Annotated in this window: 13 protein-coding genes; 8 read left to right on the top strand and 5 right to left on the bottom strand. The window is 69.6% G+C overall.

Annotated features, from left to right (window positions below):
• Positions 1–173: 173 nt before the first annotated feature.
• Entirely contained in the window at positions 174–707 is a 534-nt protein-coding gene (locus QHF89_RS38865) for a methylated-DNA--[protein]-cysteine S-methyltransferase (protein WP_136971131.1), read from the bottom strand.
• A 452-nt stretch (positions 708–1,159) separates the two neighbouring features.
• Here QHF89_RS38865 and QHF89_RS38860 point away from each other — a divergent pair, with 452 nt between their 5' ends.
• From QHF89_RS38860 to QHF89_RS38850, 3 genes are all read left to right on the top strand, one after another.
• The gene (locus QHF89_RS38860; protein WP_136971132.1) at positions 1,160–2,278 is read left to right on the top strand and encodes an SMP-30/gluconolactonase/LRE family protein; all 1,119 of its coding nucleotides are present in this window, start codon (positions 1,160–1,162) and stop codon (positions 2,276–2,278) included.
• Between the two features lie 112 nt (positions 2,279–2,390).
• A complete protein-coding gene (locus QHF89_RS38855; RefSeq protein WP_136971133.1) occupies positions 2,391–3,191 on the top strand; it encodes a Uma2 family endonuclease in 801 nt (266 codons plus the stop codon).
• Between the two features lie 74 nt (positions 3,192–3,265).
• Positions 3,266–3,775, top strand: coding sequence for a cupin domain-containing protein (locus QHF89_RS38850; RefSeq protein WP_284721492.1), 510 nt, complete (start codon positions 3,266–3,268; stop codon positions 3,773–3,775).
• A 241-nt stretch (positions 3,776–4,016) separates the two neighbouring features.
• Here the strand turns inward: QHF89_RS38850 and QHF89_RS38845 are convergent, their stop codons facing one another.
• Positions 4,017–4,787 (bottom strand): hypothetical protein, encoded by a 771-nt coding sequence (locus QHF89_RS38845; protein ID WP_284721491.1) that lies wholly within the window; start codon positions 4,785–4,787, stop codon positions 4,017–4,019.
• Between the two features lie 104 nt (positions 4,788–4,891).
• On the opposite strand from QHF89_RS38845, the gene QHF89_RS38840 reads away from it, so the two are divergent.
• Complete coding sequence (locus QHF89_RS38840) at positions 4,892–5,689, top strand: M90 family metallopeptidase (protein ID WP_284721490.1); 798 nt, start codon at positions 4,892–4,894, stop codon at positions 5,687–5,689.
• 86 nt (positions 5,690–5,775) lie between these two features.
• Positions 5,776–7,155 (top strand): GTPase HflX, encoded by a 1,380-nt coding sequence (hflX, locus tag QHF89_RS38835; protein ID WP_136971137.1) that lies wholly within the window; start codon positions 5,776–5,778, stop codon positions 7,153–7,155.
• 6 nt (positions 7,156–7,161) lie between these two features.
• On the opposite strand, the gene QHF89_RS38830 is transcribed toward hflX, so the two are convergent.
• The gene (locus QHF89_RS38830; protein ID WP_284721488.1) at positions 7,162–9,510 is read right to left on the bottom strand and encodes a hybrid sensor histidine kinase/response regulator; all 2,349 of its coding nucleotides are present in this window, start codon (positions 9,508–9,510) and stop codon (positions 7,162–7,164) included.
• 285 nt (positions 9,511–9,795) lie between these two features.
• Here QHF89_RS38830 and QHF89_RS38825 point away from each other — a divergent pair, with 285 nt between their 5' ends.
• From QHF89_RS38825 to QHF89_RS38815, 3 genes are all read left to right on the top strand, one after another.
• On the top strand, positions 9,796–10,683 hold the full coding sequence (locus QHF89_RS38825) for a 5'-3' exonuclease (RefSeq protein ID WP_136971139.1): 888 nt from the start codon (positions 9,796–9,798) through the stop codon (positions 10,681–10,683).
• 167 nt (positions 10,684–10,850) lie between these two features.
• Positions 10,851–13,967, top strand: a complete 3,117-nt coding sequence (locus QHF89_RS38820; RefSeq protein WP_136971140.1) for an FAD-dependent oxidoreductase — start codon at positions 10,851–10,853, stop codon at positions 13,965–13,967.
• A 51-nt stretch (positions 13,968–14,018) separates the two neighbouring features.
• On the top strand, positions 14,019–16,541 hold the full coding sequence (locus QHF89_RS38815) for an FG-GAP repeat domain-containing protein (RefSeq protein WP_136971141.1): 2,523 nt from the start codon (positions 14,019–14,021) through the stop codon (positions 16,539–16,541).
• A 717-nt stretch (positions 16,542–17,258) separates the two neighbouring features.
• Here the strand turns inward: QHF89_RS38815 and QHF89_RS38810 are convergent.
• Together QHF89_RS38810 and QHF89_RS38805 are read right to left on the bottom strand one after the other, a co-directional pair.
• Positions 17,259–18,836, bottom strand: coding sequence for an NHL repeat-containing protein (locus tag QHF89_RS38810; RefSeq protein WP_136971142.1), 1,578 nt, complete (start codon positions 18,834–18,836; stop codon positions 17,259–17,261).
• A 486-nt stretch (positions 18,837–19,322) separates the two neighbouring features.
• On the bottom strand, positions 19,323–21,071 hold the full coding sequence (locus QHF89_RS38805; protein WP_136971143.1) for a M61 metallopeptidase family protein: 1,749 nt from the start codon (positions 21,069–21,071) through the stop codon (positions 19,323–19,325).
• Positions 21,072–21,074 lie beyond the last annotated feature (3 nt).

The following is a 21,074-nucleotide window of genomic DNA, read 5'->3' as shown; positions in this document are numbered from 1 at the left end:
CGCGGCGACCCAAGCTCGACCACGGGCTCGAAGACCCAAGGGGCCACGGTCTACCGCGCCCTCTGCCTCCAGACCCCCGAACCCTAGCGCAGCCTTCAGATACAAGGGGCGGACAGCCCCCGCGGGGCACGGGGCAGCGCCCCGGTGCGACGCCTACAGTCCGAAGGGGGACGCTACCGAACCCGCGGCACCCGTGCACCTTCCAGTGCGAGGAGCCGTGCTTTCGTCTGCACGCCGCCTGGCGCGGAGAACCCCACGGCGGCTCCGGCGGCGCCTAGGATTCGGTGGCAGGGCACGACGATCGGGATTGGGTTTTTTGCGAGCGCTTGCCCGACGGCGCGGGCGGCTGCGCGGGATTTGCCGAGGCGCGCGGCGAGCTCGCCGTAGGTCACGGTTTGGCCGGGCGGGATGTCCTGTGCGGCTTGGTAGACGGCCCGGTAAAACGGTGACACGCGCTCGAGGTCGAGGGGCACCTTTGAAAAATCTTGGGGGGCGCCGCCGAGGTGCGCGGCGACGAGGTGCATCACGTCCTGGACCCACGCGGGCGGGGCTACGCGCACGGCGCCGGGCGCGATCGCTGTGATCCATGTGATGGTCTCCTCCTCTCGTTCGCTTGGAAGTGCGAGCGCGAAGATGCCTCTCGGACTCCAGGCTACGACCACGCGACCGAGCGGTGTGTCGAAGGGCTCGAACCCCAATCCGTCCATAATGGTTGTTCCTACCAAACCCTGGGCGTAGTGTCCACGACGCTCTCGCTGCCGGACCTGGTCACCGGGGGATGCAGGGCGTCGCTCCATGGGCTCGCTGGTCCGTCCGCGTCATTGCCGTGCGCGTGCGTACGGGGTCCGTACGCGCGTCCCTTGGGCTGCCGCTCGTCTTTGCGCGTCTGTCTTCACGGTGTTCTTCGACGGGAATCATTTTCTGCCCGGGGCCTTTTCGAACTCCGTCCTGGACCCATGCGTTTCTCGGTATGGGGCATGCTTCCACATTCCCGCCGTGGGATGTATATCGTCGGGTGTAGGGACGTCGGGTATTCCCGGAATTCCCTGATGGCGAGGGGCCATCGAATTCCTCAGCATTCGAGGTCCATGCTGGACTCTTTTCGAGGGTCCGAGGACGGCGCGCAGGGCGCCGATCGAGCTTTCAAGGGAGGGCGTGCATGACGCGATCCAGGGTTTGGCGGGGTGGGAATCGTATCGGATCTTTGATCGGCGCGGCGGCGGCGGTTGCCCTGGTCCTCCAGACGCAATCGCCTTCGGCAGCGCCCAAGCATTGTGGTGATTTTCTCGCGCGTGTGGCGGAGCTGCCGGGGTACCCGGACGGGATCGTCCTGCGGAAGAGCCGCGTGTACGTCTCTGGCCCTGCGCTCGGCGTCGACGCGGGCGGGGCTCCCTCCGAGATCGCGGTGTTCCATGGGAAGACCGGGGAGCACCTCGAGACGATCTCCATCCAGGGGGAGGACCTCGCCGCGCCCCACGCGCTCACGGGCCTCACGGTCGACGCGGATGGGCGCCTGTATGCCGTGAGCTCCCAGCTCGGCGTCCTGCGGCTCACGGACAAGAAGTTCGGAAAATGGAAACAAACGGTGTATGCCGGCCCCTTTCCCGACCTCACCTCCTGCGCGCCGGGCGATTCCAGCGACCTTTGCGCGCCCAATGTCTACGAAATGCCGCCGATGCCCAGCGACATCACGTTCGCCAAGGACGGTCATGCCTACGTGACCGACGCTGCCCAGGCCACGATTTATCGGATCCCGCCCGGCGGCGGTGCACCTGAGATCTGGCTCCAGAGCGCGAAACTCGCCGGATACTACGACCTCCAGGGCGCGCGGGGGATCCTCGTCAGCGCCGACGGCAAGAGCCTCTACGTGACCGTGGGCTTCTCGGCCGACGCGCCGTGGGAGGGCCGCATTTACAAGATCCCGCGTGTCCCTGCGCCGAAGGAAGACGACGTCACACTCGTGCACGTCTTTCCGAATTTCGAGGCGCCTTCGGGCCTGGGCCTCGGCGAGGACGGAGAGCTCTTCGTGGCCCTTTCCATCACGAGCGAGATCGCGGTCGTGAAGCCCACGGGCGGCGAGCTCGGCCGATTCGCTTCGGCCACGAACGACGAGATCCCCCTCGATGGGCCGGCGCACATGGCGTTCGACGGCAAGGGCGGGCTTTTCGTGACGAACCAGGCGATCCCCAGCGGGCTGCTTGATCGTTTCGCCGTGGTCGAGGTCGATGTGAAGGATCGGGGCTACAAGAACCACCCGCCGAAGCCGAATCTGCCCTGACGGCAAGACAAACCCTCCGCGGAAAAACGTTTTTCTTGGTCCTCGGGCGCACGCGTGATACGGGGCCGCATGCCCTTCCCCTGGGTCAGCGGCCGTGCTAACCTCTTCCCTCATGGGCAGCGCGGCGTGGCGGCTCGGGGCGGAGGATCCGGACGATCCCACGTTTTATCCCGCGTTCGACGACATGGGTGAAAGCGCTCTCCAGCGCCTCATGACCGAGCTGCTTCGCCCCTTGATCGCGCGGTTCCTCGCCGAACGATGCATCCAAGCCTTCGTGGGGGCCGACCAGTTCATCTACTGGATCAAGGGCAACGCGAAGGCCGTGGTGGCGCCCGACGTGTACGTGATGCCGGGTCTCCCGTCCGACGTGGCCCCGCGGTGCTGGAAGGTCTGGCAGACGGGCGTCGCGCCGAGCTTTGCGCTCGAGATCATCGCCGAGGAAGACGAGAACAAGGACGTCTCCCAGTCCCCGCAGCGGCACGACGAGCTCGGCACGCGTGAGCTCGTGGTTTTTGATCCCTACGTCGACGTCCGCTCGGGCCGCACGCGTTTCCGCGTCCATCGGCGCGACGAGCGCGGCAAGCTCGTGGTCGTCGAGGCGACGAACGCGGATCGGGTCTGGAGCGAGGTGCTTGGCTGCATGCTGCGCGCGGTCGGTGGAGGTGATGCCATGCGGCTTCGCCTGGCCGTGGACGCCGAGGGGGAGGAGCTGTTCCCGACGGAGGCCGAGGCTGCGCAGGAGGCGAAGCGCAAGGCCGAGGAGGCGGCGCGCAACGCGGAGCGCAAGGCCGAGGAGGCACGCGAGGCGGAGCTCGCGGCGCGGGAGACGCTCGACGCGGAGCGTGTGGCGCGCCGGAACCTCGAGCTCGAGCTTGCCCGGATGCGCGCGGAGCTCGAACGCCTGCGGCGTTGACGTCTGCCGGGCGCTCGACCCCGCCCGGGACCTTTTGGTACGCTCGGCGCACCATGCGCGCGCCGCTTCCCCCTATGACCCCGATCACCCTGCTCGCTGCGACGTCCCTGTTCGTCCTGTCCGCCTGCGCATCCACCCAGGAGCGGTGCGCGGAGCCGGCCCCCGCGGCGCCCGTGGGTACGGCCGCTGCGGCCGCGCCTCCGCACGCGGACCGAAATGCGTTTTTTATGGGCAATGCCCGCGAGATCGTCGAGAAAACCCCGATCGGGCCGGACGAGAAGACCAAGCTCGTCCCGCTCTTCGAGAATGCCGATCACACGGTCAACGTGATCCAGACCCGCGGGACCGTGCCGCTGCATTACCATGCCGATCACGACGAGCTCGTCGTGATCCTGGAGGGCAGCGGAACCTTCTCCGTGGAGGGGCAATCGCGCGTGGTGAAGGCAGGCGATGTGCAGGTCATTCCCCGCGGCGCCGTGCATTCCTACGTGCACGAAGGGCCCGGCGTGACCGTGGTCGTTTCGACGTTTTCATCGAAGTTCGATCCGAAGGATCGAATCATGGTCGACGCCAAAAAGCCGTGAACCTTCGCCCGCGTCATTCCGGCGTGACCGCGAGCAACACCAGGACGCGCCGCGGTTCTGGTTGACAGGATCGTTGCCCGCCTTGCCGCGGCTCGTTCGATGAACTGCGCATTGCGCAGTTCATCGACCCTGCGTCCAGCGCTTGCGCTGGTCCGGGGTGGAGGGGGCGGACAGCCCCCTCCTGGGGCCTGGGGCGACGCCCCAGCGCAGCAGCTCCCAGACGAGACCCTTGCAGGATCGCTCAGGCGCTTGGCGGGGGCACGGATTCGTGTTGCTGGCTCGAACCTTCGGATCGTGCCAGGCGGTCGAGCGAGAGCGCGACTGCGGCTTGCGCCATCGCGCGCTCCTCGGGCCGAAGCTCCGTCTTCCGCGCGGCGAGCCAGGGCTGCACGTGGCGGCGCAGGACGTCGGGCAGCACCAGGCGTTGCTGCCGGATGTGCGCTTCGGCGTCTGTCCGCGCGCTCTCGTAGCTGTAGCCGTGAAGCTCGCCGTCGTGCTCGCCTTCCGGCGCCGCTGATGGCACGAGCGTGAAGCCCAACGCGAGCCGCAGCACGGAGACGGTCGCGCTGTACCGCTTCGCCTTCGGGAGATCCGTCTCGACGTACGTATTTTGCGTGCACGTCGCCACGAAGAGCCGCTCCTTGCGCCGCGCCCGCTCGGCGAGCGCTCGCCACGGCGCGATTTGCCAGTCGGCCGGCGGCAGATCCCCGTGTGTGCCGTCGATCGCGAGCACGCCCGCGGGATCACGGTCCGCGATGAGCTCGCGGCGCACGGCCTGGCAGCCTGCGGAGAAACCCGCGAGGATGACGTCGCCGACGGGCACGCCTGTGGTGGCCGCGACGCGCGCCACCGTCTGGGGCAATGGCTCGCCCGTGGCATCGTCGTACGCTGCGATGCTCGCCTCGGGCCCGAGCGCGGCCCGCAGATCGGCGTCGACGTGCGAGCCCACCAGATAAAGAACGAGGAGCGGCCGCTGCTCTCCCTCTCCACGCTGCACGAGGCGATAAGCCATTGGATTCCTCCGCGCTGCCCGGCGAACGCCGGACGTCTCGACCCTTCAACATAGCATGAATATCACGAGATGACCCATTTCAAGTTCTTCCCGATCCCGAAATCATGGCATCCTCCTCGCTGATGCTCGGCTTCTTCAAGGAACGACGGCGCAACGCTGTCCGGGGGCACCCCTTTCCGCCCGCGTGGGAGGTCATCCTCACGGAGAACGTGCCCTACTTCGGTAGGCTCTCGCCCGAAGACCAGGACGAGCTCCGCGGCCTCGTGCAGATTTTCCTCGACGAGAAGCGCTTCGAGGGCTGCCGCGGGCTCGACGTCGACGACGAGATCCGCGTGACGATCGCGGCCCAGGCCTGCGTCCTGCTCCTCAACCGCGAGAGCGACGTCTACCCGGATCTCGAGGTCGTCCTGGTCTATCCGAGTACGTATGTCGACAAACGTCCGCGGACGGTCGAGGGCGGCATCGTCGTCGAGGACGAAGAGACGAGGCTCGGCGAGTCGTGGGGCAGGGGCATGGTCGTGCTGGCCTGGGACGCAGTGCTCCACGGCGCGGCCGACGTGCGCGACGGTCACAACGTCGTCCTGCATGAGTTCGCGCACCAGCTCGACACCGAGGACGGCGCGGCCGACGGCGCCCCCGTGCTTTCGCGGCGCGCGGCGTATGGGCCGTGGGCGCGCGTGCTCGGCGCGGCGTACGAGGGGCTCTTGCGGGACGTCGCGTCGGGGGACCGCACGGTCATCGATACCTACGGCGCGAAGAACCCGGCCGAGTTCTTCGCCGTCGTGACGGAAGCCTTTTTCGAGCGGCCGCGCGCCCTCCGGGCCAAGCACCCCGCGCTCTACGAGCAGATGCGCGGCTTCTACCAGCAGGATCCCGCCGAGCTCGGCCACCCCTCGCGTTGAAACGTCCCCTGCAAAGCCCTCCGCGCCTGCCCTCGCCGTGCTAGGAGGGCGCGGGAGCCCGCTCCCTCGATCGAATCGCATCCTCTATGTCCAAAACCGGAACTGATCGTCCCGCTGCCGTGCTCGTCGCGGTCCAGCTCGCAACCGTCGCCGACGTGGATCACGAGGCCGATATGGCCGAGCTCGGGCGGCTCGTGAACACGCTCGGCTACGACGTCGTCGCGACGGTGTCGCAGCGCCGCTCGAATGTCTCGAAGGGCGCGGTGCTCGGGGAAGGGAAGCTCCGCGTGCTCGCCGAGATCACGGGCGGGCCCGGCCCCGCCGGCATGCGCTTCAAGAAGCCCGGTCAGAAGCGCGACGACGAGGACGAGCCCGAGGAGGCGCCGGAGAGCGCCCCGGGCGACGACGAGGACACGGGCGATGACGCGGGCGTCGTGCACGCGTCCAAGACGCCGACGCTCGTCGTCGTTGATCACGACCTCTCGCCGAGCCAGCTCCGCAACCTGGAGAAGTGCACGGGCGTCGAGGTGCTCGATCGCAGCGGCGTGATCATCGAGATTTTTCACCGTCACGCGCGCAGCCGCGAGGCGCGGCTCGAGGTGGAGATCGCGCGGCTCAATTACGTGGCCCCGCGGATGCGGGAGTCGAGCGGCGGCGGCGATCGGCAACGCGGCCGCGGCGCGGGCGAGAGCCAGCTCGAGCTCGATCGGCGCAAGATCCGCGATCGTATCGCCGAGCTGCGCAGGGAGATTGATGGCATCCAGCGCGAACAGGCCACGCGCCGCGCGCTTCGGCAGAACGCGCGCCGCGTCGCGCTCGTGGGCTACACGAACGCGGGCAAGTCGTCGCTCATGCGCGCGCTCACGGGCAGCGACGTGTACGTGATGGACAAGCTCTTCGCGACGCTCGACACCACGGTGCGCGCGCTGCACCCCGAGATCAAACCCCGGATCCTCGTCTCGGACACGGTCGGCTTCATCAAGAAGCTGCCGCACGACCTCGTGGCCTCGTTCCGCTCGACGCTCGACGAGGCGCTCGAAGCCTCGCTCCTGCTCTACGTCGCGGACGCCTCGGACCCCACGTTCCGCAGCCAGCTCGACGTGACGCGCTCGACGCTCGCGGAGATCGGCGCGGAAGGCGTGCCCTACAAGCTCGTGCTGAACAAGGTCGATCGGGTCGCCGAGGAGGACCGCACGATCCTCCTGCGCGAGTTCCCCGAGGCGATCCTGATGTCGGCCAAGGATCCAGCGGACATCACGCGCCTGCGGCAGATCCTCATCGACTTCTTCGACGCGCTCATGGTGCCCGGCGAGCTCGTCGTGCCGTACACGAAGCAGGCCCTCGTGAGCGAGGTGTACGAGCACGCAAAGGTCCTGTCCGAGACGTACGACGAATCCGGCGCGCACCTCGTGCTCCGCGCCGAACCCGCGGCGCTCGCGCGGCTCCAGAGCCTCGTCGAGAAGTGATCCGCCTCAGGCGCCCTTCGGCTCGCTGAGGCCGCCTTTGCGGCCGAGGGAGAGGGCTCCCACGGCCGCGATGAGCTCCATCGGATCGATCGGCTTCTCGATGTGCGCCTGGTAGCCCGAGGCGAGCGCCCGGCGCCGGTCTTCGGGGCGCACGAACGCGGTGAGCGCGACCGCGGGCAGGCGTGAGGCGTCGAGCCTGCGGCCGCTGCGAACCTCGCGGATCAAAGCGAATCCATCCATGCCCGGCATGCCGAGATCACTCACGAGCACGTCGATGGGCTGCGCCGTGACGAGCGCGAGCGCCTCCTCCGCGCTCGCCGCGGACACGACCTCGGCGCCGTGCTCCTCGAGCAGGCGTCGCACGAGCTCGCGCGTGTCCGGCTCGTCATCGACCACGAGCACGCGCGCGCCCGAGAGATCGTGCACGCTCACGAGGGACGACCGCGCGCTCTCGGGGCTCGAGACCCGCGTGGTGGGCGCGTTCGGCTCGGCCTCGTCCGCGCGCGGCGTGATGGGCAGATCCACCACGAACCGCGCTCCTTTGCCCGGCCCTTCGCTCTCGGCGCGCACGCGCCCGCCGTGCAGCTCCGCCAGGTGCCGGACGATGGCGAGCCCGAGGCCGAGGCCTCCGTGCTGGCGCGCGGCCGAGGCGTCGGCCTGGCGGAAGCGCTCGAAGACGTGCGGCAAGAACTCCGGCGGGATCCCTTGCCCCGTGTCCTTCACCGCGATCTCCACGTGCGCGTCGTGGCTCGTGCACGAGACCTCGACGACCCCGCCGCGTGGCGTGAACTTGATGGCGTTCGACAGGAGGTTCCACACGATCTGCTGGATGCGCCCCGGATCGCCGAGCAGCGTCCTGTCGCGCGCGCCTTTGCATCGTGAGAGCGTGATGCTCTTCGCCTCCGCCGCGTGGCGCACCGATTCGAGCGCCGCGTCGATCACGGCTTCGAGATCCACGGACGACACGTCGAGCTTGAGCTTGCCGCTCACGATGCGGCCGACGTCGAGCAAATCCGAGATGAGCTGCGTCAGCAGGCGCGCGTTGCGGTCGATGACCTCGAGGCCACGCGCCATCGTCGCGGGGGCGGGGTCGGGCTTCTGCAGGATCTGCGACCAGCCCACGATGGCCGTGAGCGGCGTGCGCAGCTCGTGCGAGACCGTCGCCAGGAACTCGTCCTTGAGCCGGCTCGCGCGCTGGGCCTCGGCGCGGGCCGCGCGCTCGCTCGCGAGCAGCGCCTCGCGCTCCTCCGCGGCGCAGAGCTCGCGGGTCACGTCGCGCATCGTCACGACGCCGAGCTCGACGTTCCCTCGCGCGTCGCGCACGGCACGGCCGGCGTAGCGGACGAGCATCTCCTCGCCCGTCACGCGACGCAGGCGCAGATCCACGTCGCTGAACACCTCCCCTCGGATCGCCCTGGAGATGGGCCACTCTTCGAGGGGCAGCTCGCGCCCGTCGAGCGTCGAGAGCGCGGTCTTGCCGACGAAGTCGCGCAGATTCATGCCGATGGCCGCGGAGAGGGGCCGCCCGTCCGTGCGGAGCCCGCCGTCGGAGAGGTTTCGCGCGGAGGGGTCGAGGGAGACGAAGTTGCCGGCTGCGTCGCTCACGAGGACCGCTTCGGCCATGCTCCCGAGGATCGCTTCGAGCTTCGACAGGCTCTGCTCGGCGCGCGCGTGGGCCGCGCGGACCTCCATCTCCATCCGATCGGCGCGCTTGCGCTCGGTGATGTCCACGATCAACGCGCCGGCCGAGGCGACGGCGCCGTCCGGCGCGAACACGGGGAACAGGTGGAGGAGCCAATCGCGCATCTCCTCGGGGCGCTCCTTGGACGCGGCCCGGATCTCGACGCTTTCGAGGCGCTCGCCCGTCGCGAAGACCTTGTGGAGCAGCGGCTCCACCAGCGGGACGAACTCCGGGACGACCTCCTGGATCGAGCGGCCGTGGTGTTCCTTCGTGGGCAAACCATTCATCCGCGCGAGCGCCGGGTTGACGAGCAGGTAGCGGCACGCGTGGTCGAAGAACGCGAACGCGAACGGGACGTGGGCGAGCAGCGACTCGATCTCGGCCGTGCGCGCCCCCTCGGTCTGCTCGAGCGCGCGTGTCCGCTCGTCGACGCGGCGCGTGAGCTCCGCGTTGCGGCTCTGCGCGCGGGCGAGGGCGCTCCAGAATCGATCGCAGATCGCCCCGAGGAGCACGGCGACCACGACGAGCTCGACGAGCCGCGCGTGGCTTCCGAGGAGCGCCTCGAACCCTCGCCGGACGCCGAAGAGGACGGCCACGAGGGCGAGGCCCACGCCGAGCCCGGCGAGCTTTCGTCCGCGGCTCCGGGCTGGGTGCCGCGCCTCGATCGAACCCATTCGTCCCACGCCCCCGAGGCGCGCTTCGCCCCGGAGGCCATCTACGCACGAGCCAAAGGTCGAAGGAAAGGTCGACGCGCACGCGCGCCGCGCGCAAAATGGTGGGTCGACACCACGGAAAACGCTGGAGATTCCTGCGGCGCGTGCGCGCGCTGCGGGAATGCTCGTATCCGCGATTCAGGGCCCGCCCGAGTGGGCAAACCGACGTCTTCCCAGCCCGCGCTCGGCGCCGTAGGATACGCGCCCTTTCGGACGTCCAAGGCCCGTATTCCCCATTCCAAATCCATGCGCCAAGCCGAACCCGACCGCCCGCGCCTCCACCTCGTGGACGCGACGTACGAGCTCTTCCGCGCCTACTTCGCGCAGCCGTCTCGCAAGGCTCCCGACGGCCGCGAGGTCGGCGCCGTTCGCGGGCTGCTCTCGACGTTGATGGTCCTCACGCGGGACGCGACGCATATCGCTTGTGCCACGGACCACGTCGTTCGCTCGTTCCGCAACGACCTGTACGCCGGATACAAGACCGGCGACGGCCTGCCCGAGGAGCTCGCCTCGCAGTTCGGCCTGGCCGAGGACGCCATGCGCGCGCTCGGGCTCGTGGTCTGGCCCATGGTCGAATTCGAGGCCGACGACGCGATCGCCGCGGCAGCCGCGCGCTTCTCGAACGAGGCGGGGCAGGTCCTGATTGCCTCGGTCGACAAGGATCTCGCGCAGTGCGTCGACGGCACCCGCGTCGTCATGCTCGACCGGAAAAACGACAACGCCGTCCTCGACGCGGACGGGGTGGCCAAGAAGTTCGGCGTGACGCCCGCCTCCATCCCGGATTTCTTGGCGCTCGTCGGGGACGCGGCGGATGGATATCCCGGATTGCCCGGGTGGGGGGAGAAGTCGGCCGCCGCGGTGCTCTCCGTGTTCGGCACGATCGAGCGCATCCCACGCGAGGCCTCCGCGTGGGGCTTCAAGGTGCGGGGCGCCGAGAAGCTCGCCGCGACCCTCGCCGCCCGGGAAGACGAGGCGCGCCTCTTCAAGCAGCTCGCCACGCTCCGGACCGACGTCCCGTTGACCGAGGGCTTCGAGGACCTCGCGTACCGGGGGGCGAGGCCGGAGCTCCGGGCGCTCTGCGCGGAGCTCGGGATGCCCGACCTCGTCAAGCGGGTGACGCGCTGGCGCGACTGAGCGCGCGGGCCCGTCGGGCGTGAAGGGCCCGTCGGAGGCGAAGGGCCCGTGGTGGTTCGTCGGACACGTGGGGTGCGTGACGCCGAGCGCTCGAATTTTGCGGGCCCTTCCGGCCGAGCCGTCGAGAAGGTGCCCGCCGCCCCGAGCCTGGTGTAGAACCGAGGCCGGTGACGTCCGGATTGGGGGGCACGTACGACGGAAAGGCAGGGGGGTTCCCCGATGCCGACGAGCCTCTTGTCGATGACGACCGGCAGACGCTGGTCATCATCGGCAATGGGATGGTGAGCTATCGGCTCTGCCAGAAGCTCGTCGAGAACGGGGTCAACCAGTCGATTCGCATCGTGGTCTTCGGCGAGGAGCGCTTCCCCGCCTACGACCGCGTGCACCTCACCGACATCTTCGGCGGCCGCGACGGCGAGAGCCTGATCCTCGCGGAAGAGGACTGGTACGAGTCGCACGGCATCGACCTCTACCTCGACGATCCGATCGTCTACGTCGATCGCGAGCACAGCTTCGTCGAGTCGTACTCGGGCCGTCGCGTCCCCTACAACCGCCTCGTCTTCGCCACGGGCTCCGAGCCCTTCGTGCCGCCCATCGAGGGCATGCACATCAAGGCCGAGGACGGATCGAAGCGGCTCCGCCGGGGCGTCTTCGTCTACCGGACCTTCGACGACGTCTACAACATCGAGGCGCACGTCGAGGGGTCGCTGCGCGTCGCCGTGATCGGCGGCGGCTTGCTCGGCCTCGAAGCGGCGAAGGCGATCTACGACCTCGGGCGGAGGCTGCACCCGATCGAGGTGCAGGTCATCGAGGTCGCGCCCGGCCTCATGCCGCGGCAGCTCGACGCGCAGGGCGCCGTGGTGCTCAAGGAGAAGATCGAAGAGCTCGGCGTCAAGATCCAGGTCGGCAAGAAGATCAAGAGCGTGCTCTCCACGAAGGAGCACCTCGCGGCGAAGAAGAAGGCCGAGCAAGAGGCCGAGAGGCAAGCGAAGCGGCAGGCGCGCAAGACGCTCATGTCGCTGACGCCCGGCGAGCTCGCCCCCGGCAACGCCGGCCCGTACCGCTTCGCCCCGCCCGTCGACGACGACCCTCTGGAGGAAGCCGACGAGCCGAAGGAGGTCGCGGACGAGCCCGAAGACGAGGGGCTCGAAGACGAGACCGAGCGGCTCGTGATGGAGTTCGAGGACGGGAAGATCCTCGCCGTGGACATGATCATCGTGTCCACCGGCATCCGCCCGCGCGGCGACATCGCGAAGGCCGCGGGCATCACGTGTGCGGCGAACGGCGGGATCCTCGTCGACGATCGGCTGCAGACGTCGGACGAGCAGATCTTCGCGATCGGCGAGTGCGCGTCCCACGGCGGCATCACGTACGGCCTCGTCGCGCCCGGCTACCAGATGGTCACGGTCCTGGTGGCGAACCTGCTCGGCGAGAACGCGGAGTTCAAGGGGGCCGATCAGTCCGCGAAGCTCAAGCTGCTCGGCGTCACGGTCGCCGCGCTCGGCGAGTACGACGGCGACACGAAGCCGCTCTCGTCGGCGCTGCGCTACACGACCGGCGGCGTCTACCGCAAGCTCGTGACGCGCCAAGGAAAGCTCATCGGCGCGGTCACCGTGGGCGATTGGGAGAACCTCGATCGCATCCGCGACGCGCTCACCTCGCCCGTGCCGATGTCGTTCTTCGACATGCGGCGCTTCCGCTCGACGGGCAACCTCTTCGCGAAGGAGGAGTCGAAGAAGGTCACCGAGTGGGCGGACGAGGCGGTCGTCTGCGGCTGCATGCGCGTCACGCGCGGCACGCTCAGCCTGGCGATCGTCGAGGGCTGCGGGTCGGTCGAGGCGCTCTGCAGCAAGACGGGCGCAGGCACGGTCTGCGGCTCGTGCAAGCCGCTCATCGCGGAGCTGCTCGGCGTGGACGAGAACGGCGCGCTCCCCGTCGCGGTGCCCGCGGCGTCCGTGCGGATGGGCGAGCGCCCGGCGCTACGCAAGGATCGGGCGCCCACGTCGCGCCGCACGATGACGCCCGCGCCGGTCTCGCAGCGCAGGCCCACGTTCCCGGGCGCGGTGCCGCGCTCGTCGACCGTGATGAACATCGTGATGCCGGGCAGCCCGCCGTCGAGCGGCGGCCGCGTGCGACGGAAGACCCTGCCGCTCATGGAGATCCCGCCCGGGCTCGCGGACTTCGGCGCCGAGGCGGCGGCTGCGTTCGCGCCCGAGCCCACGTTCCGCGAGACCTCGGACGGCAGCGCGCCGAGCAGCCGGCGCATGCCATCGTCGCGCCCGCCCGCCTCGCGCCCGTCCGCCGGGCTCAAGCCGCGCCCGTCCTCCCGCCCGCCCACGCCCTCCGCGTACGCCGAGGGCCTCGAAGCGGCGATCCGCGCGCTCGCGCCGCCCGCGCTCCCCGAGGACGAGGCCGAGGTCGGCCTCTCGTCCGATCGCGCGCCGGCGCTGCTCTCCGAGGAGCCGGCGCGTGCGGTCGAGGACCTGCAGATCACGCCGCTGCCGCCGCTCCCGGCGTTCTTCGAGGATCCCGCGATCAACGACGGGGTCGAGGAAGACGACGCGGAGGACGAGTACGCCGAGGAGGCGGAGGCCGCGTTCCGGTCGCTCGACGAGGGCGTCTACGATTACGGCTACGTGCAGGCGCGTCGGAGCTGGGTGCCGCCCAAGCGGGTCGGCATGCTCCCGCCCGCCGAGCAGCAGAAGGCCGCGGCCGGTACGTCGGTCGTGCCGCGCGGCAAGGAGTCGGTGCCGCCCGAGCCGGGGATCCGGCCGCTGCTCGTGGCGTCGATCGGCGCGTTCCTCCTGTCGGCCGTGGCGGTCGCGTCGCGGCCGATCCCGGTGCCGACGACGATCGCGGGCCGGCTCGGCCCTGCGCGCATGCTCACGGACGACACGTTCAAGCAGGTGTCCGGCTACGTGCTGCTCGGGCTCTGCGTCGTGAGCCTCGTGCTTTCGCTACGAAAGCGCTGGAGGAAATTCACGTGGCTCGACGTGCCCATGTTCCGGGCGATCCACGGGGTGATCGGCGCCTCGACGATCTTCGCGCTCGTCGTCCACACGGGCCTCCGGCTCGGCCATCACCTGAATCTGGTGCTCTCGATTGATTTCCTCGCCGTGTGCGTGCTCGGCGCGATCGCGGGCGTGGTGACGTCGATCTCGAATCGATGGGGCGCGGTGAAGGCGCGTGATCGGCGTCTCCTCTCGTCGCGCGCGCATCTCATCGTGTTCTGGCCGCTGCCCGTGCTCGTCGCGCTGCACGTGGTGCAAGTGTATTATTATTGAGCCGATTCCGGTATTCTCTCCCTCCCACGAATGCTCCCGAGGAGGGAACGAATGAGAAGGAGATCGGTACAAGGTCGCTGGCTCGCCGCGGCGGGCGTGTTTGCGCTCGCCCTGTCTGCGCTGGCGGAGGGGTGCGGCGACGGCTCGAATACGGGCGGGGGCGGCTCGGGGGCGACGGGGGGCCCGGGCTCGGGCGGGCAGGGCGGGGACGGCGGCACGTTCACCGTCGGCTCGGCGCAGGGCGGCGGGTTCCCGGGGACGTGTGACCCGACGTGCGAGCCGACGACGCAGGTCTGCTCGCACGGCGTCTGCGTGCCGGTGACCGGCTGCACGAACGACGCGGATTGCAAGAACGACACGTATTGCGAGCCCATGCTCAAGCAATGCGTGCCGTGGGAGAGCGCGTCGCCGCCGAATGATCCGACGTGCATCAACGTCATCGCCGCCGGCCAGTTTTCGCCGCGCGTCAAATGCGAGTTCAGCACGGCGCCCGACGGCGATCCGTTCCCGGGCCACGTCGACGTGCAGGGCACGCCGATCGTGACGAACTTCAACAAGCCCGCGGCCGCGGGCCCGCCGAGCATCGTCGCGGCGTTCACGCCGACCGTGATCGCGAATTACACCGAGGATCAAGGTGTGATCCGCGTGCTCAGCGGCAAGGATTGTTCGCTCGAGGCGAACCTCGGCGGCACCGACGTGGACGGCGACGGCGCGGCGGATTGGGTCGTCTCGTCGTCCTCGCTCGCGTCGGGTGATCTCGACGGCGACGGCGTGGCCGAGATCGTCGCCTACGGGGCGGACGGCTCGACGCTCGCGTTCACGAAAAAGTCCGGCGCCTGGGGATTGCTCTGGAAGGCTCCTTATCAGGCCGGCATCCCGGGCGGCCCCTGCGATTTCAACCTGCACCGCTGCCCCGTGGGCTGGGCCGGGCCCGCCATCCACGACATCGACGACGACGGCAAGCCCGAGATCCTGCGCGAGGGCGCCGTCCTCCGCGCCGACGGCTCGCTCGCGTCGGGCGCCCCGCCCCTCTATTCGAGTTACTCCGCGGGCCTCTTCTCCGTGGTGGCGAACCTCGATCAGGACCCGAACATCGAGTTCACGAACGGCCATTTCATCTGGGAATGGGCCGGCGGCGCGTGGGTCCCGGAGACCTACTTCCCAGGCCCCTCGTCCTCGGCGCCGGGGCACGTGGCCATCGCCGATTTCGGCGCCTACGGCGGCGAGGGCATTCCCGCGAAAAATCCCGAGATCGTGGTCGTGCGGTCGAACCTGGTGATGATCTACGCGATCGACGGCACGCTCGCGCAGCCGCCCGTGGCCGTCCCCGGGAATGGCGGCGGCGGTCCCCCCACGGTCAGCGATTTCGACGGCGATGGGCTCCCCGAGGTGGCGGTCGCCGGGCAGGCGTTCTACACGATCTACGACCTCGATTGCGGCGCGGCCCCGCGGCCGGGCGGGCAATGCAGCCTCGGCCGCTGCGACTACACGGGCGGCACGTGCCCCGCAGGCCAGTACATCCTCTGGTCGCGCTCCACGCAGGACCTCTCGTCGAACGTGACGGGCTCGAGCGTCTTCGATTTCGAGGCCGACGGGTCGAGCGAGGTCGTCTACGGCGACGAGTGTTTCGTCCGCGTGTACGACGGGGACACGGGCGACGTCCTCTTCAGCCAGTATCGCTCGTCGTGCACCTGGTACGAAAACCCCATCATCGCCGACGTCGACGGCAATTTCCGCGCAGATCTCGTCACGCCCTCGAACAAGGCCTGCTCGCCCGACGGGACAGGCATCCCGTGCCAGACCCTCGACGCGAACGGCGTCGACCCGCAGTTCCCGGGCGTCCGCTGCGAGAAAGCAGTCGATTGCCTCTCCGGAGTTTGCGACGCCGGGTTCTGTCGGTGCTCCGAGACAAAGCAATGCTGCGCGGCCCAGGACGACGCCGCCTGCATCGAGGAGGGCTTCCTTTGCGCGCCTCCGCCCGCCGACACGCCCGGCACGGGCAATACGTGCCGCGCCGGCCACCCCCACGGCGTCTCCGGCATCCGCGTGTACTCGGACGCGAACGACAAATGGGTCCGCTCGCGGACGATCTGGAACCAGCACCCCTATGCCGTGACGCACGTCAACGAAGACGGGACCATCCCGAAGACGAGCGCCTGGACGAACAACTGGGACGACCCCAAGCTGAACAACTTCCGCCAGAACGTCCCGGGAAACGCAAACGGCGCGGCCACAGGCGATCCCACCGCAGGCGCAAGCGCACAATTCGCATGCAGCGGTCAGGGCGCAGAGATCGGAGCCCCCATCTGCAACCGCGGCGCCGATCCCGTCGGCGCAGGCCTCTCAGTCGGCTTCTACGTCGGGCAAATGAAGGTCTGCGAGGCAAAGACGACCGAAGTCCTCGAGCCCGGCGAATGCCGGCTCGTCTCCTGCAACTGGAGCATGCCCCCCACGATCGAATCACAGAAGGTAGACGTGACCGTCATCCCAAACGACGACGGCGCATACGCCGAATGCAAACCCGGAAACAACCTCGGGACCATCGTCGGCGTGTTCTGCAAGCCGCCGGCTTGAGGCCGGAGTGGTCTTATCTGGGGCGCGGAGCTGGGGCGTTGCCCCAGGCCCCACCAGGGGTTGTCCACCCCTGGACCCGGACCAGCGAGGCGCTGGACCCAGGACGATGAACTGCGCTCCGCGCAGTTCATCGAACAGCCAGTGGCAAGACCACAGGCGACCCCGCCCACCAAGGCCACAGCGCCGCAGGTTCAGCCGGCAGCGTGCCCGTCGCCAGCTTGAGACGCACCTCCATGGTCTTGCCACCGGCCCGTTGGGAGAACTGCGCGGAGCGCAGTTCTCCCACCTCGGTCCAGGCCGTGCCTGGTCCGGGTCGAGGGGCGGACAGCCCCCGCGGGGTCCGGGGCAGCGCCCCGGCGCGACGCCTGCAGCACCGCAGGATGGAGGGAGCAGAGCGCGCTTGGGGACCTGCGGCGCTGCAGGATGGGAAACGGGCTCGTGGAGCGGGACTTGCGGCGCTGCAGGTCGGCGCCTCCGGCGTGGGGGTTGCGAGCTGCGGTGCTGTCGATCGGGGGTGGGTGAGCGCGGAGGGCTGCTTGCGGCGCTGCAGGGTGGGGGATGCGCCTGGGAGCGGCGGGTTCGCGGCGCCGGAGGCCGGCGGCCGCGCGGACGGGGGGCGGGTTGCGGCGCTGCAGGAGGGCATCCGCGGGGAGCGATCGTGATGTTGCGGGGGGGCAGGGCGTTCGGCGCCCGGTGGCCACGCTTTTTGGCGCTCGATCAGGGCATCAGGGTCCGCGCCAGGAAGACGTTGCAGGAGGTGTCCGTGCTCGTGTTGGGGTGGGGCCCTGTCCCGACATCGATGGTCCCGCAGGAGTAACCCACGAAGGAGGGGTTGCCGGCGGCGTCCAGCACGAGACCGCCGGCCTCCTGCACATCTGCGTCGCCGAAGTCTCGAGATGTGAGCAGCTCGCCGTCGGGGCTCCAGCGCGACAGGTGCGCTTGGTAGTCGTACGTCCCCATGCCCCCGTGCATGGCGGCCGCGAGAACGATGTTCCCTGCTGCATCGATGGCGAAATCGTTGATCCATCCGCTGCTCGAGTTCACGTCGAAGCTGCGTACGTAGTTCCCCGCCGGATCGAAGACCGCCGCGAACCCGCCCTGGCTGCCGAGGGGGCCGCCGCCGAAATCGAGTCCATACCCCGTGTTTCCGACGATGTAGACATGGCCCTGCGTGTCGAGCCGTCCCCGGATGTTGTCCGTCATTGGATTGCCGTTGAAGCGTTTGACCCAGAGCGGGGCTCCGGCGGGATCGAGCTTGGCCAAAAGGACGTCGGCGAAGCCTCCTGCGGCGACGCTCACGGGGCCGGCCCCGAAATCGACGACGGCGTTCGGCGACCCGGCGCCCACGAGGACGGCGTTCCCGAGCGCATCCATGGATACGGTCTGAATGCCCTGCGGCTCGCCGGTCGCGCCTTCGATGACGCGCTTGGCCCAGCGCACGTTGCCGGCGGGATCAAACGAGGCGACGAACGTGTCCGGGGTGTTTCCGTATGCAGGGCCGATCGAGATCTCGCCGAATTTGACGAAGCCGGTGAACGCGCCGGCGAGGACGGTGTTGCCCTCGGCGTCGACGTCGATCGCCGAGGGCCACGCCGGCCCGGCCGAGAAGGTCCGATCGAAGACGGGCTGCCAGGCGGCGTCGTAGCGACGGATGCGGAGCTCGCCCGAGAAACCGTTGTTGTTGCTGCTCGCGACCACGAGCCCACCGTCGGGCGCGGCGGCGAACCGCAGGTCGAAGCTGCCGAGGGAGAGCCGCGCGAGCTCGGTGCCCCAGGGGTCGACTTTGATCAATGCAAAATCGTGGATCGACGGATCGGGGAAGTAGGCGGCGACGAGCAGGTCGCCATCACGATCGAAGGTGACGCGAAGCGGCTGGGACGTCTGCGTGCTCCCCTCGAATGCGAGGAACCACGCGGGCACTTCGGTGCACGGGAGCGTGACGCCGTCGCAATCGTCGTCGCTCGTGGTGCCGCAGATCTCCGCGCGCGGCTGCACCTGCCCCACGCAGATGCCGTATCCCGAGCCGTCGGCGGCGCAGGCGGCGAGCCCGCTGCGACAGCGGCCGACACCGAGCGTGCCCGCGGGCCCGTCGTAACAGGAGATGCTCTCGCCGGGCGTGCACGCCGTCGGAACGGGTGGATCGCACCCTTCGGCGGGGCAAGGCGCTGGGCCGGAACCGCCGGACGCTCCGGCGCCGGCATCCGGCGAGCCGGATGCGGAGGTGACCACGGCCTTGCAGGCCGCGAGGGCGGAGACGGAGAGCGCCGCGAAGCAAGCCAAGGAAAACACCCGCATGGCGCTCATGGTACAGAGCCGCGGAGGGCGGGGAAATCAAAACTGGGTAATGGGATCATTTCATGTGTGCGCCGAGGGGATCGTCGTTCTCGATTCGGGGCGCGCAGGCGCGCACGAGGTTCATGAACACGGTGGGATGCGGGACCTCGTCGAGAGAGACCGTGCGCCACGGAAGCACGGTCTGTCGCGCTCCGCGCAGTTCTCCCCACGGGCCGGTGGCAAGACCATGGAGGTGGGTTCCAAGCGGGTGACGTGCACGCGGCTGGTTGAACCCGCAGCGCTGCCGCCTTGGTGGGCAGGGTCGCCTGGGGTCTTGACCCCGGCTGTTCGATGAACTGCGCATTGCGCAGTTCATCGTCCTGGGTCCAGCGCCTCGCTGGTCCGGGTGCAGGGGCGGACAGCCCCTGCTGGGGCCTGGGGCAAAGCCCCAGCGAAGCGGCTCCCAAAGGAGACCCATGCGCAGGGGGGGGCGCTCCCGCTCCCGCCTCAGCGCGCCTTCGGCGCGTCGCAGCTCGCGGGGGCCTTTGGGCCAAACGCGAACGAGAATCCATCCACGTTTTCGCCCCGCGGGAGCCACCGCACCTTCGTGAGCTTCCCGCCGCGGTCGACCTCGATCTCCACGGGACGATCGATCGTCCCGTCCCCGAGATCCGCCGCCGTGATGCGATCCCCCTCTGCGAGTCCTGCCTTTGCCGCTGCTGATTTTGGCGACAGACCACGCACCTTCTTTTCGGTCGCGGAGGCTGCATCGAAGCCGAGCTCGTACCGCGGCACCTTTTTCTTCACCTTCACGAAGCACGGGCCGAACGCGCCTTCCGGCACCTCGGCGGCGCCTCCTTTGCCGATGACGGCCGCAAAACGTGCCTCGCCTTCGGCCCCGAGTTCCTTCGTGATCGCTTCGCGCAGCGCAGCTTCGGGCACGCGGCGCGGCGGAGCCGCTTGGGCCTCGCCTTCGCCTGCTTTCGGCGCGACTTCGCGCGCCACGTCCGCGAGCGAGCGCTTCCCGCCGCTCTTTGCCCGAATGCGCGCGTCGAGCTCGGCTGCGAACCACATGCCGCGATCCTCCGCGCGCACCTCCGCCGACGAAAAATACCGCGTCGCCCGCGCGTCGACCTCGGCGAGCACGTCGCGCGCCGTCACGAGATCCGCCCGGCGCAAAGCGTCGACCGCGAAATACGAGACGAACCCCTCGTCGAACCAGCCGGCCACCGAATACCCGAGGCTCGCCCGCGCCATCGCCTTCGCCAGCACGCGTTTTTCTGGCCAACCAAACGTGAGCCCCTCGTCGCCGACCGCGATTGCGCTCCGCCCTGCGACCGAAGCGTCGAAGCGGCGCCCGGCGCTCCCGCTCGATCGCAGGAAAAGCTCGAAATGGCCGGGCGGCGTGTCGGCGAGGGGTCGCACCGAGGCCCAGGCCCGGCTCGCCCAGGCGCCTGCGTCGAGCACGTCGAACACGCCGCGCCCGAGCGAGGTCACCGCGAACGAGGCGCCCTCGCCCTCGCGCGTCGCTGGCCTTTCGATCGTCACGCGATGCAGGGGCCCCGCGGCCCACGTCGCGCCTGCGAGCGCTGTCGGCGAGCCGCTGACTTCGACGTCGCCCGCGCCGAGCGATGACGCGCCGCTCACGCCGTCTCCGAGCCCCGCCATGTCCCAGCGCACGCGCATGACGTGCGGCTCGGTCGTCTCCGGCACGAGCAAGAATGCGCGCCCGACCCCGAGGAAACCACCCGCGGATGCGGAGAGCGGCGCGGCGCCGCCGGCCGCGAGCTTTCGCGTGTAGCTCACGGTCACGGGGCCACGCGCGCGACGCTCGGCGCGCCAGGCGGCGGGCGCGACGGCCCCGTCGTTGCTTTCGCCTTCGTCCCGCACGAGCCCGAGGGAGCCTTCGGCGTCACGCGCGGCGAGCTCGTCGATGTCCTCGACACGCGCGTCGTCGAGCCGGAACACGAGCGGCCGCGCCTCGCCGAAATCCACGGGCGGCACGGAGAAGCGCATCGACACGTCGATCGCGACGACCTCGTTCCCTCCGTCGCGCGTCGGCGCGAGGCGCACTTCGAGTGTGCGCGGCGCGTTTTCGGCCTTCGGCGGCGTCGTGGCCGCCGGAGCTGTGCTCTTCGCGGGCGGCGGACAGGGGCTTTCTGCGATGAGCGGCTCGGACGCGCAAGCGGCGAGGCACGAGGCCAGCGCGAGCGCGACGATCACCTGTGCCGAGAGGGAGGGGCGGGGGAGACGCACGGT

It is taken from the genome of Polyangium sorediatum, from assembly GCF_029946465.1.
Taxonomy (GTDB): domain Bacteria; phylum Myxococcota_A; class Polyangia; order Polyangiales; family Polyangiaceae; genus Polyangium; species Polyangium fumosum.
The sequence above is the reverse complement of the archived record's forward strand: the minus strand, read 5'-3'. Positions and strand labels throughout refer to the sequence as shown.

Bases quoted from the DNA above. Each gene is read 5' to 3' on its own strand.
- QHF89_RS38855 (WP_136971133.1), top strand. From the start codon at position 2,391: ATGGGCAGCGCGGCGTGGCGGCTCGGGGCGGAGGATCCGGACGATCCC.
- QHF89_RS38850 (WP_284721492.1), top strand. From the start codon at position 3,266: ATGACCCCGATCACCCTGCTCGCTGCGACGTCCCTGTTCGTCCTGTCC.
- QHF89_RS38825 (WP_136971139.1), top strand. From the start codon at position 9,796: ATGCGCCAAGCCGAACCCGACCGCCCGCGCCTCCACCTCGTGGACGCG.
- QHF89_RS38845 (WP_284721491.1), bottom strand. From the start codon at position 4,787: ATGGCTTATCGCCTCGTGCAGCGTGGAGAGGGAGAGCAGCGGCCGCTC.
- QHF89_RS38860 (WP_136971132.1), top strand. From the start codon at position 1,160: ATGACGCGATCCAGGGTTTGGCGGGGTGGGAATCGTATCGGATCTTTG.
- QHF89_RS38840 (WP_284721490.1), top strand. From the start codon at position 4,892: ATGGCATCCTCCTCGCTGATGCTCGGCTTCTTCAAGGAACGACGGCGC.
- QHF89_RS38815 (WP_136971141.1), top strand. From the start codon at position 14,019: ATGAGAAGGAGATCGGTACAAGGTCGCTGGCTCGCCGCGGCGGGCGTG.
- QHF89_RS38865 (WP_136971131.1), bottom strand. From the start codon at position 707: ATGGACGGATTGGGGTTCGAGCCCTTCGACACACCGCTCGGTCGCGTG.
- hflX (WP_136971137.1), top strand. From the start codon at position 5,776: ATGTCCAAAACCGGAACTGATCGTCCCGCTGCCGTGCTCGTCGCGGTC.
- QHF89_RS38810 (WP_136971142.1), bottom strand. From the start codon at position 18,836: ATGCGGGTGTTTTCCTTGGCTTGCTTCGCGGCGCTCTCCGTCTCCGCC.
- QHF89_RS38830 (WP_284721488.1), bottom strand. From the start codon at position 9,510: ATGGGTTCGATCGAGGCGCGGCACCCAGCCCGGAGCCGCGGACGAAAG.